We start from the raw sequence: 11,998 nt of genomic DNA on the forward strand, positions 1-11,998 counted from the left end.
AGTTTTGGCTTAACAACCAGAGTAAGACTTCGTTTTTATTTTTTAGTATTTGTTAATTCTTGTTGCTAAGGCGCACTATAAAAAAGGCACTACATTTAATATTTTAAAAACTATACCGTGTTTTGATAAAGTTTATGTGTTTTTAAGTCCTTTAATACACCTTATTTGTAGCAGTTTAGCATTGTATCACACTGAAATGCTAAATTGCTTTCCCCTAAAACAAGCATTTGCACATCACCCTTTGTGCTTTATTTTAGTTTACAGTTAAAAGGAGTGTAATTATCTAGCGTATTTTTTTAGTTTGCTCATCTGACGCTTTGTCATTTGAAACCGATACTGGGCTTTTTTTACGAATAATTTTTATTTTCGGCTCAGCAATAATTTGATTGTTATTACTACTTTCTTGTAATTCATCTAGCTGGGCTTGGCGATATTTTTCACGTAGTACTTCAAATTCTGTTCGTCTTAACTGATTATCGCGAATGGCGTTAGCTTGCATACTACTTGGGTAGGTTTGTAGTAAGGTTGTCGCAATTTTTTCTGCTTCTTCAATTTTACCCATTCGTTGTTTAACCAAATAGCCAAGCAACAAAGCGCGAGAAGAAACTTGTGCGGTATCGTCATAACGTTTTATTAAGTTACTGGCTTTGTACAAGTCGCTTTTTGCATAATATAGAGCCGCTAAACTTATTAATGTAGATGCGCGTTGTGAGCTATGGTTTAGTGCTTGTTGAAAATAGCTCTCGGCGTTTGTGAAATCGTTAAATTCAATAGCGCACAGGGCCAAATTTTCATAGCTTTGCGCTACACGAATATAACTGGGTATTTCAATCGCTTTTAAAAACTGATCGGTGGCGCGATCATACTCATTAATACTGCACAAAAACGTGCCGTAGTTGTTTAAGGTGTTAGGGTCGTTTGGCTTGATAGCCAGTGCTTTTTGATAGGCTTTGTCGGCTAATCCGTTCTCGCCAACTTGTTGGTAATAGTATGCTAAAGAGTAGTGTACTTCAGGTAAGTTTGGGGCGTACTCGTTAGCACGTTCTAGATTATATTTAGCTTGAGAGTTATTGCCTGTATTTAAATACTGTAATGCCAATGCTATGCGCGTGCGAGCTGCACCATCGTTATTAATTTTATTCTCGAGGACCGGTTTATCGCTGCCGTTGTAACTATTTTCGGTAACACAACCGCTTATAAACAGTGTTGATAGTGCTAACGTAAGTAAAGATCGCATTACTTTGTCTCTTTATTTATATCCATAACCTCTATCTTACCTCAAAGCCTTTGTGTTGCATCATTTATTTAAAAATAAACGACATATCACAAAGGCTTTTGATTACTCAAAAAATTAGGCTTGATGAATATTCACTGCAATTGCATTGTCATCACGCATTTTCTTTTTCGCCATACGCTTCGTACGGTCTACAACATCGCCAGCTAGTTGACCACAGGCAGCGTCAATGTCATCTCCACGAGTACGGCGAACAATACAGGTAATCCCCGCAGCTTGTAATACTTTAGAGAAGCGATCAATTCGACTGTTGCTTGAACGAGTATATTCATTACCTGGGAATGGATTAAATGGAATAAGGTTTACCTTCGAAGGCGTTCCTTTTAACGTTTTAACCAGTTCATGAGCTTGATCGGTACTATCGTTAACGCCGTTAAGCATTACATATTCAATAGTCACATCTTTGTTGGCTTTTGAACCGTCAATGTAACGACGACACGCAGCTAAAAACTCTTCAATTGGGTATTTTTTATTGATCGGTACTAAAATATCACGCAGGGCGTTATCTGGGGCATGCAGTGAAATTGCCAGTGCTACGTCTATTTTTTCTTTCAATAAATCAAGGGCAGGTACCACACCTGAGGTGCTTAATGTAACGCGGCGTTTAGATAAACCAAAGCCCCAGTCGTCCATCATTAGTTCCATTGCCGGTACCACGTTTTTAACGTTAAGTAACGGCTCGCCCATACCCATCATCACTACGTTAGTGACAGGGCGCTTTTCGCTGTTGCCATCAAGGCCAATGTCTTTTGCTACACGCCATACTTGGCCGATAATTTCAGACACTTTTAAGTTACGGTTAAAGCCTTGTTGTGCCGTCGAGCAAAAAGTACATTCTAGTGCACAGCCCACTTGAGACGATACACATAGCGTGGCGCGATCTTTTTCTGGGATCCACACGGCTTCAACTTCTTGACCGCCTTCTAATACGAGTGCGTATTTAATGGTACCGTCGCTGGCTTGTTGGCGAACTGATATTTCTGGCGCTACAATTTCGCATTCATTTTTAAGCTTTTCTTTTAGCTTTTTGTTTACGTTACTCATTTCGTCGAAATTATCTACGCCAAAATGATAAATCCATTTCATCACCTGATCGCCACGAAATGGCTTTTCACCGAATGATACGAATAGCTCTCGCATTGCATCTCGGTTTAAATCTAATAAGTTAATCTTTTTTTGCTCGGTCATGTAACAACCTCAATCGGTGACGGTGGAGATAAAAATATACGAGAGCGAATTGTACACAATTCACCCAGTTTAATCATTAAGTAAAACATCAAAAGTGTGCTTACGAATACTTTACGTAATGACTAAAAAAGGGCTCGAAAGCCCTTTTCATACTTTGCATCACAGGGTTAGCTGTGAACTCGAATTAACGAGTACGTGGGCAAAGCTCTTCGTCAGCGAAGAAGTACGCGATTTCGCGAGCAGCAGATTCAACAGCATCAGAACCGTGAACCGCATTTTCGTCGATGCTATCAGCGTAGTCTGCACGTAAAGTACCAGCTAGTGCTTCAGCAGGGTTAGTAGCACCCATGATTTCACGGTTTTTAAGAACAGCGTTTTCGCCTTCAAGAACGGTAACCATTACTGGGCCAGAAGTCATGAAAGATACTAAAGCGCCAAAGAAAGGACGTTCGCTGTGTTCAGCGTAGAAACCTTCAGCTTTCTCTTGTGAAAGGTGAACCATTTTGGCTGCAACGATTTTAAGACCCGCAGTTTCGAAACGGTTGTAGATTGCGCCGATGTGGTTTTTAGCAACTGCATCAGGTTTTACGATTGAAAAAGTACGCTCTAAAGCCATCTTTGTGCTCCAATAATTTAAATAAAAGGTTGAATATTAACGGGCGCGAATTATACGCGTTTTAGTTAAAAAAACCTAATTTATTCTACTTTTCCAACTTTTTAAATTTGCTAACTGGTATTTATGAACTAAAAACAATGTTTTCACATTTATTATATGTTCATAAACATGAACTATACTTTTTTATCTAAATGGTGTGACTTTTGTTGAATATACACTTTTATATGGATCCAAATGCAGGTCGAGTACATGCAAAAATTAAGGTAAATATATGTTTTTTAACCAATCTTTAAAAAATCAAATTGCTGATTTACAAAGTAAGCTTTCTATAGGAGAGCAGGTTAAGCAAAGTTTAGATAGTGAGATGTTGGTATTGGAGCTTGATAAGCAAGGTGCAATATTAAGACAAAATAAAAACTTTGAACGGGAATTTAATTACTCAAGTAGCCAAATACTCAATAAAAATATTTTAGATTTTATTCCAGAAAATGCTAGAAATAACGCGGATTTCTATGCCTTTAAAAAAGCAATAAGTAAAGCAGAACATTTTGCTGGCGCTATTCAAGTATCCCATCAAAACGGACAACGAGATTGGTTACGCTGCATTTTACACCCGATAAAAAATGAACAAGGTCAGCTTGAGTATTTAACCCTGCATTGCACTGTGCTTACAAAAATAATTGAAAGCTCAAGAGAAAATGAAGATTTAATTAAAGCATTACACCGCTCTACAGCAGTGATTGAGTTTGATACCAAAGGTATAGTTCTGCGTGTTAATGACAACTTTTTAAAAGGGATGGGTTATTCAAAGCAAGAGGTTTTAGGTAAACACCATGGTATGTTTTGTACTGAACAAGAGGCAAGTAGTAAAGAGTACCAAGCCTTTTGGCAACGCCTGCGAAGTGGTGAGTTTATTGCCGGCAGGTTTAAACGTATTGATAAGCACGGTAATGAAGTGTGGTTAGAAGCGTCGTATAATCCGATTTTTAATGAAGCAAATGAGCTTTATAAAGTAGTTAAATTTGCTACTGTGATCACAGACCAAGTAGAAAAAGAACTGGCCACAGAACAAGCGGCGAATATTGCGCATGGCACTTCAATTGAAACTGATAATAACGCGGATAAAGGCGCAGAAGTGGTACAAAAAACCGCACAGGTTATGAACGAACTGTCGGTGCAAATGGAGCAAACAGCTCAAGAAATTTCAGCGTTAGATAAACAATCGCAACTGATAGCGAGCATAGTGCAAAGCATTAGCAGTATTGCTGACCAAACCAACTTGCTAGCACTTAATGCAGCTATTGAGGCTGCAAGAGCTGGTGAGCAAGGCCGCGGTTTCGCTGTAGTAGCAGATGAAGTCCGTTTGCTTGCTTCAAGAACCAGTAAAGCTACCGAAGAAATTGTGGATGTTGTACAGCAAAATCAAAACTTAACTCAAGCCACTGTTGCTGTAATAGAGCAAGGTAGAAATAAAGCGCAACAAGGACTCGAACTCTCGAAAGAATCTGGTGTTGTAATGAGTGACATTAAAAAAGGGGCACAACAAGTTGTTGATGCCGTTAGCCAGTTTTCTAATCAATTAAGTAGTAAAAAATAACTTAAATTTGCTGCTCTTCATTTTTAGCACAGAAGAGAAATTTTGATGATCTCGATCAAAGTTTCTCTTTTGCCACCTCATTATACTTGCGCGGTTTATTTTCCTTAATACCAATTCGCTTAATTAAGTGGTCTATTTTGAGGCTGGAAAACGTGTTGATAGCTAGGCAAAAAACTTGCTATTTAGTTGCTCTAAATGAGAATTTTTTAACGCAGGTAGCGACATGTTTAGCCCCGTAAAATGATTAAGTATTATTGCGAGTTGGTATAATTATTCATGCAACCGGCTTGACCCCGGTTCGATGTATGGAGCGCACATGTCAGCTGTTACTTCCTCAACCCCGTTTATTCCTGAGCTACTTTGTCCTGCTGGTAGCTTAAAAAATATGCGTTATGCCTTTGCCTATGGGGCCGACGCTGTGTATGCCGGCCAACCTCGTTACAGTTTAAGGGTTCGCAACAACGAGTTTGATTTAGATACATTACAAACAGGGATTAACGAAGCGCATGCGCTGAATAAAAAGTTTTATGTAGTGTCGAATATTGCACCCCATAACGCAAAAGTTAAGTCGTATTTACGTGATATAGAGCCGGTAATTGCTATGAAACCGGATGCGTTGATCATGTCCGACCCAGGTTTAATAATGCTAGTACGTGAAAAGTGGCCCGATATGCCCATTCACCTTTCAGTGCAAGCAAATGCGGTAAACTATGCCAGCGTATTGTTTTGGGCAAAGCAGGGGATTGAGCGGGTAATTTTGTCTCGCGAGTTATCGCTTGAAGAAATAAGTGAAATACGCACACTGTGCCCTGAAACCGAGCTAGAAGTATTTGTTCATGGTGCACTATGTATGGCCTATTCAGGGCGCTGTTTACTCTCAGGCTATATTAATAAACGCGATCCTAACCAAGGCACGTGCACTAATGCGTGTCGTTGGGAGTACGATGTTAAACCCGGTACTGAGAACGAAACCGGTGAAATGGTGCATAAAATTGACCCTAAAGCAGTTATACCTACGTTAGGTGAAGGCGCACCAAGCGACGATGTATTTATGCTAGAAGAGCAAGGCCGCCCGGGTGAATATATGCCCGCATTTGAAGACGAGCATGGTACTTATATCATGAACTCAAAAGACTTACGCGCCGTGCAATATGTAGAGCAGCTAACAAAAATGGGGGTGCACAGTCTTAAAATAGAAGGGCGTACTAAGTCATTTTATTATGTAGCCCGTACCGCACAGGTATACCGTAAAGCGATTGACGATGCCGTTGCAGGTAAACCATTTGATGCAGACTTATTTAAAACCCTTGAGAACCTAGCACATCGTGGTTATACCGAAGGGTTTTTAAAGCGCCATGCTCATCAAGATTATCAAAATTACGAATATGGTCACTCTGTATCAACTCAACAGCAATTTGTAGGTGAGATATTAGGGCGAAATGCTAATGGTTTGGTTGAAATAGATGTAAAAAATAAGTTTTGTGTTGGCCATTCATTAGAGCTAATGACGCCGAACGGTAATGTTAGCTTTACCCTTGAAAGTATGGAAAACAAAAAAGGCGAAAGCATTACCGATGCCAAAGGTTCAGGCCACATTGTAAAAATTCCCGTACCTGAGCGCATCGATTTAGAGCACGCCATACTGATGCGCAATTTGGATGAAAACCAAGATACCCGCAATCCTTTCAAACAAGCTGTTTCATAATAGAGAGTTTAATCATGGCTTTACTCATAAACAGCAAATGCATTAACTGTGATATGTGTGACCCAGAGTGCCCAAATGAAGCAATTTATATGGGCGCTAAAATTTACCAAATAGACCCTGAAAAATGCACTGAATGTGTGGGCCACTACGACAAGCCAACGTGCGTCAGTGTATGCCCCATTGATTGCATAAAGCCCGACCCTAATCATCACGAAAGTATAGATGAGCTGGCAGAGAAGTATGTGAGATTGACGGGGTAGTTGTTTTAAAAAAGTTTATCTATTTGTTTTTATTAGAAAGTTAAGTGCATTACAACTTATTAGTTGTTGCTGATTGGTGCCATAGTTCCTAACATACCAATAATCAATGAAGGATTCGGAGTGCACTTGAGCGGGACTAAAAATATAAAGAGCTTTTTTGTACCCTAACTTATTTTCAGCTAATCGTAGTCTAAATAATTTAATAGCAAAAGAGTAAAAGTCTCAAATTTACAATGTTATAAAGTATTATAGGTTTATTGAATATAAGAGGTGGCTTTATGAATACGTTATACATTACTGGGGCTGGTGTGAGTGCTGCTAGTGGTATTCCAACTTTTCGTGGTGAAGATGGTTTTTGGACCATTGGTAGTAAAAATTATACGCCTATGGAAATGGCCACTCGCGCAATGTATGAAAATAACCCGAGTGAGTTTTTAGCTTGGTATTATCATCGCTTTGCAACTTATCGTCATCATGGCCCTAACGAGGTGCATCATTGGCTTAGCGACAAAAACCTAATAACTCAAAATATTGATGGGTTAGATGGTAAGGCGGGTAATAAAAATTTTATTGCGATTCATGGTCGGCTTGATCAAATGACTGTATTTCATCATCAGGGCGACTTTGGGATAACGTAGACGAAAGCAGTTTACATGCTTCACTACTGGCGTTGTTTAAAATTGAAAATCAGCAGCCTATGCTTAATCAATCGTTAAAACCTTATGTGTTGTTATTTGATGAATACTACACTGAGCTTTATCGTATTAGTGAAGCACAATCGCGGATGCTTGCTGCTGATAAAATGGTATTTATGGGGACCTCTTTTAGTGTAAACATTACCCAAATGGCATTAGATATTGCACGTAATTATGCTATTCCCATTGAAGTTGTTGACCCTGAGCCTACTCATGTACTGCACTCAAATGTAAGTTATAAAAAAATGACTGCATTGGAGTACATACAGCAACAAGGTTAAAGGTACTCATGTACTACATAATCCGTTTTATTAATAATCAGTACAGCTGAGGTGATGTTATTGTTGGCATTTAATTCGCGCTATGTGCTGGTTATTTAATGTGAGTCGCGAATCCGGTGCTGCAGGCCTTCCAACCACCTTGTTTTATAATAGCCAAGGAGAGTTAGTTACCAGCCATATGGGTGAGCTTTCTCATGCGAGTTTAGGCTATTATATTCAGGCGATTAGCGCTAAAAAATAACGGCGTATTGCTGTTTAATCGCGTCATTCTTTTTTTATGTCCCTTTATAAGCAGCTAAATAGCCATTTTGCGGCTTAAATTCCTGCCTTTATTTGAATTGACTATTTATTGATAAAATATTCAGTTACTTATCAGTTTGCATTAACAAACTATTAAGTTTGGTTGTGTAGAATACAGCTACTTTTTTCGTATCAGCTTTCCTTGGTACGCTCATCTTTAAGTATTAACTGTATTTTAAATGGAACTGTTAAAACTATGACCGCTCATCGGATAACTCAAACCTCTGCTCACTCACTTCCTCGTTTTGTTAAATCAACGCTGTGCATCTCAATTTTATCTGTGTTTAATCACGCATATGCAGATGAAGCAGAAAATAAAGCACTAAAAAGCAAAGATATGGAAGTAATAGAGGTGCGTGGTATTCGTTCCAGTATGGCGGCTAATTTAGATATAAAGCGGTTGTCGAGCTCTGTGGTTGATGCGATTACAGCTGAAGATATTGGTAAGTTTCCTGATAAGAACGTCGCTGACTCATTACAACGTGTACCCGGAGTGGTCATCGATCGTGACGGAGGCGAGGGCTCATCAGTTAGTATTAGGGGGCTATCATCTGAGCTTACCTTTTCTCAGCTAAATGGTAATTTTATTGCGTCATCACCTGGCGAGCCATCTCGTTCGTTTGATTATGCATTACTCCCTTCAGCCATGATTGAAAGCGTGGAAGTGTATAAATCACCAGAAGCACGTTTAGATGAAGGTGGTGTGGGCGGCACGGTACTAATGCATAGTCGCAAACCGCTGAGTATGGATGCAAACTCAGGAGTGATTAATATTGAAAGCACCTATGCTGATGTAACTGAAGAGTCTGAGCCGCAAGTAACCGCACTTTATTCTTGGAAGAACGATGCTGATACTTTTGGTGTATTGTTTGGTTACACCTCACAAAAACGCACTAACCGAACTCTTTCGGGTGGCACCGATGCAAATGTGTGGCGTTTTATTGGTGAAAAACCGATAGATGCCAATGGTGCACCGGTTGAAAACAATAATCAGTGGGGGTCAATAAGCGATGCTCAGGGCAATAATTATAACACTGTTTGGTTCCCGCAAGTGGTTCGCGGTTCAATTGTAAACGAATTACGTGAGCGAGAAGGAGTACAATTTAGTACGCAGTGGCGCCCAACTAGTCGAGTAGAAATAGGTTTTAACTACTTTGGATTTTCACTTGATAAAAATAGAACTGAGTCGGTGATTGATATACCTGAGTGGTCTTTAAATCCTGACTTTTTAACCGATGTAAGTTTGGATGAGTCGGGCACGATAGTTAATGTAATGCAATTTGATGCAGCTGCAAGTGGCATAGAAAATGACATGCAATTGCCTTGGATGCGAGGTAGCTATGTGCGTGAAAAGTCAACCTCTGACACTTTTGATCTCAATTTAACCTACGAGGGCAATTATTTTAAAGCCCGTTTTGTAGCAGGTAATACGCGTTCCGAAGGTGGCCCGAAAGAGAGCTGGGAAGCGGCCTATAAAAGCTCAAACGCGGGTGAAAATGAAAACCGCATAGAAAATGCATCGCAAACAGCGGGTTGGAAAATTAATGAAAACGATATTAGTTTAAATATAGATTCAAATACGTTAGCTAACTTACTCAATGGTGTGGGAGGCGGTCGCGATCCGGGCTCGTCAAATTCAAGTTTTGTGCGTAGTGAACTTGAAGAAGATTACTACCAAGCTGACTTTGATATTTATACCGATTGGGGCATTTTAAGAACAATTAAAACTGGGGTTAAGTATCGAGAGGCTAGGCTTCACCGTGAAACCGGCAATACATTCTTTTTGGATCCTAATTTTGATATTGCCGCAGCAGAAGCCAGTGAGGGTGGGATCACTCGTTTTGACAGTTATCAGTGGAACAACGGCATGCCACTAGCACAAGATGTATTTATCAACGAAGCTAATATTGCTGGTGGTTTTAATATAAACCAAATGCCAGGTATTGATTGGGATAAATACCGCGATATTGTGACCAGTAATTATGTGCCGTATACGCGTAAAGAAGATAACTTCATTTATGATATAGAAGAACAAATAGCGGCATTTTATTTACAAGGTGATTTTGAATTTGATAGCGTGCGCGGTAATTTAGGCGTACGGGTTGTGCGCACAAAAACCATGACATCATCAACCGATCTATATACTTATTTATTGGATCATACCAATGATGACACCGGCGAGCCGGTAACGGGAGATGATAGATTTGTTGAAGACTATCAACTCATTACTCAAGAGAATACCGATACCCAAATTTTACCTAGCTTTAATATTGCATGGGATGCCAGCGACGATATTGTTGTGCGCGGCGCGATTGCAAAAGTAATGTCTCGCCCTGATTATGCCGATTTAGGTGCGCAACAACGCATTACTTTTGTCTCAGATGAGTGGGCCGACGACAGAGCTGAATTTAATGAAATTCCGGGTTTTAGTGGCAGTGGCGGTAATAAAAACTTAAAACCTTTTGAGTCGGTGCAAGGGGATTTATCTATTGAATATTATTACAGCGAAGGCTCTGCCATTGGTTTAGCGCTGTTTCATAAAACGGTTGATAATTTTGTTGTTCCCTTAATTATTGACGTACAGCAAGATTTTGCAGGTAAAGAGGGCATAGTTGATTCGGGAAATATTACTGTGTCGCCATATAACACCGTAGGCAATGGCACCGATGCTGTATCTAAAGGGGCTGAAGTATTTATACAGCATGCCTTTGATAGTGGTTTTGGTTTTTACGCAAACTATACTTATAACAAAACCAATAAGGCCGATGTAGAAGTAGATGGTAAAGAGTTTGGTAAATCACCGTTAATTGGCAGTGCTAAATATCAATACAATACCTCGATATATTATGAGGGAGATGCTTTTAATATTCGTGCTTCTTATAACAAACGCGGTGAAACCGTGTTGGGTTTAAATAGTGGTTTAAACGTGTATCAAGACCCATATGAGCAAGTTGATGTAAATGCATCAATTACTTTATTAGAGGGCTTAAGCTTGACAGCCGCGGTGATTAATTTAACTAAATCTGAGTCGGTAAAGCGCCTAGGTAACGATACAGAGTCTCGGTTATTAAACTCAAGCTATTCGGGAAGACGTTATTATGCGGGCATAAACTACCGTTTTTAAGAGTAGATTAGGGTAAACATGCCCTGTTGTTGCGGTTTTAGCTTTTTCTTGTAAGTTATTACTTTATAATGAGCATTATAAAAATTATTTAATTAATATTAACAGGATTGAAATGAGTGATTTAACGGCAATAGCTAACTTATCTATTTTATTAGTTGAGCCTTCTGAAGTGCAGCAAAAGCTAATAAAAAAATCACTGGCTCAGTGTGGAGTGACACAAATTGAAACGGCCAGCACTCAAGAGAATGCGCTGGCCGCTTTATCAAAGTACCACCCTGACTTAGTGATCAGCAGTATGTATTTTAGCGACGGTACTGCAGACTCTTTATTACAGGCAATACGCAGTAACAGTAATACTGAGCAACAGGCGTTTATGCTAGTGTCGAGCGAGCGTAATAAGCGCCATCTAGAGCAACTTAGGCAATCGGGCGTATTAGCTATTCTACCTAAACCGTTTAATGCCGACGAAATTACCCGTGCGCTTAAAGCGACTCTGGATATAATTAGCGAGCAAGAGGTGGAGCTAGAGCACTTTGATGTCACTTTACTTCGCGTATTGGTGGTTGATGACAGTCGTTTTGCGCGAAAACATATTATACGTGTGCTCGCGGGGATGGGTATTCCTGAACCTGTAGAGGCAGAAGACGGTAAACAAGCGATTGAAATGCTTAATAATCAATCTTTTGATTTAATTGTTACAGATTACAATATGCCAGAAATGGATGGTAAAGAATTAACTGAAACCGTTCGAAAGTCTAATACGTACTCACATATTCCAGTTCTGATGGTGAGCTCAGAGGCCAACGATACTCATTTGGCTAATATTGCTCAAGCTGGTGTGGATGCCATTTGTGACAAACCATTTGAACCTGCAACTGTACGCGATCTACTTTTTAAAATTATGAGCTAACTCGCAACTGTAAAAGCACTTTTTAACT

General features: G+C 39.6%; 7 protein-coding genes and 3 pseudogenes. 7 read left to right on the plus strand and 3 right to left on the minus strand.

What is annotated here, in order from left to right; genetic code table 11:
- Positions 1–337 precede the first annotated feature (337 nt).
- The 3 genes and pseudogenes from pilW to ndk all read right to left on the minus strand — a co-directional run.
- Positions 338–1,237: pseudogene (gene pilW / locus AC0L7Q_RS18315) on the minus strand (type IV pilus biogenesis/stability protein PilW); the annotation flags it as partial.
- A gap of 114 nt (positions 1,238–1,351) precedes the next feature.
- Entirely contained in the window at positions 1,352–2,482 is a 1,131-nt protein-coding gene (gene rlmN, locus AC0L7Q_RS18320) for a dual-specificity RNA methyltransferase RlmN (RefSeq protein ID WP_010389431.1), read from the minus strand.
- A 184-nt stretch (positions 2,483–2,666) separates the two neighbouring features.
- Positions 2,667–3,098: a nucleoside-diphosphate kinase gene (gene ndk, locus AC0L7Q_RS18325; RefSeq protein WP_008111339.1), complete on the minus strand. Its 432-nt coding sequence runs from the start codon at positions 3,096–3,098 to the stop codon at positions 2,667–2,669.
- 271 nt (positions 3,099–3,369) lie between these two features.
- On the opposite strand from ndk, the gene AC0L7Q_RS18330 reads away from it, so the two are divergent.
- From AC0L7Q_RS18330 to AC0L7Q_RS18360, 7 genes and pseudogenes are all read left to right on the plus strand, one after another.
- Positions 3,370–4,695 carry a methyl-accepting chemotaxis protein gene (locus tag AC0L7Q_RS18330; RefSeq protein WP_413403522.1) on the plus strand — a complete coding sequence of 442 codons (1,326 nt, stop codon included), beginning with the start codon at positions 3,370–3,372 and terminating at the stop codon, positions 4,693–4,695.
- 316 nt (positions 4,696–5,011) lie between these two features.
- Positions 5,012–6,400, plus strand: coding sequence for a prephenate-dependent tRNA uridine(34) hydroxylase TrhP (trhP, locus tag AC0L7Q_RS18335; RefSeq protein ID WP_413403524.1), 1,389 nt, complete (start codon positions 5,012–5,014; stop codon positions 6,398–6,400).
- A 14-nt stretch (positions 6,401–6,414) separates the two neighbouring features.
- Positions 6,415–6,660 carry a YfhL family 4Fe-4S dicluster ferredoxin gene (locus AC0L7Q_RS18340; RefSeq protein ID WP_409425637.1) on the plus strand — a complete coding sequence of 82 codons (246 nt, stop codon included), beginning with the start codon at positions 6,415–6,417 and terminating at the stop codon, positions 6,658–6,660.
- Between the two features lie 278 nt (positions 6,661–6,938).
- Positions 6,939–7,636, plus strand: a pseudogene (locus AC0L7Q_RS18345) (SIR2 family NAD-dependent protein deacylase).
- Between the two features lie 97 nt (positions 7,637–7,733).
- A pseudogene (locus AC0L7Q_RS18350) lies at positions 7,734–7,877 on the plus strand (TlpA family protein disulfide reductase); the annotation flags it as partial.
- Between the two features lie 255 nt (positions 7,878–8,132).
- On the plus strand, positions 8,133–11,060 hold the full coding sequence (locus AC0L7Q_RS18355; protein ID WP_413403526.1) for a TonB-dependent receptor: 2,928 nt from the start codon (positions 8,133–8,135) through the stop codon (positions 11,058–11,060).
- Positions 11,061–11,172: 112 nt separating this feature from the next.
- Positions 11,173–11,970 (plus strand): response regulator transcription factor, encoded by a 798-nt coding sequence (locus AC0L7Q_RS18360; RefSeq protein WP_109875101.1) that lies wholly within the window; start codon positions 11,173–11,175, stop codon positions 11,968–11,970.
- Positions 11,971–11,998: the final 28 nt, after the last annotated feature.

It is taken from the genome of Pseudoalteromonas sp. KJ63-1, assembly GCF_055808145.1.

Excerpts from the sequence above, each read along its gene's own strand:
- rlmN (WP_010389431.1), bottom strand. The coding sequence starts at position 2,482 with ATGACCGAGCAAAAAAAGATTAACTTATTAGATTTAAACCGAGATGCA.
- ndk (WP_008111339.1), bottom strand. The coding sequence starts at position 3,098 with ATGGCTTTAGAGCGTACTTTTTCAATCGTAAAACCTGATGCAGTTGCT.
- AC0L7Q_RS18330 (WP_413403522.1), top strand. The coding sequence starts at position 3,370 with ATGTTTTTTAACCAATCTTTAAAAAATCAAATTGCTGATTTACAAAGT.
- trhP (WP_413403524.1), top strand. The coding sequence starts at position 5,012 with ATGTCAGCTGTTACTTCCTCAACCCCGTTTATTCCTGAGCTACTTTGT.
- AC0L7Q_RS18340 (WP_409425637.1), top strand. The coding sequence starts at position 6,415 with ATGGCTTTACTCATAAACAGCAAATGCATTAACTGTGATATGTGTGAC.
- AC0L7Q_RS18355 (WP_413403526.1), top strand. The coding sequence starts at position 8,133 with ATGACCGCTCATCGGATAACTCAAACCTCTGCTCACTCACTTCCTCGT.
- AC0L7Q_RS18360 (WP_109875101.1), top strand. The coding sequence starts at position 11,173 with ATGAGTGATTTAACGGCAATAGCTAACTTATCTATTTTATTAGTTGAG.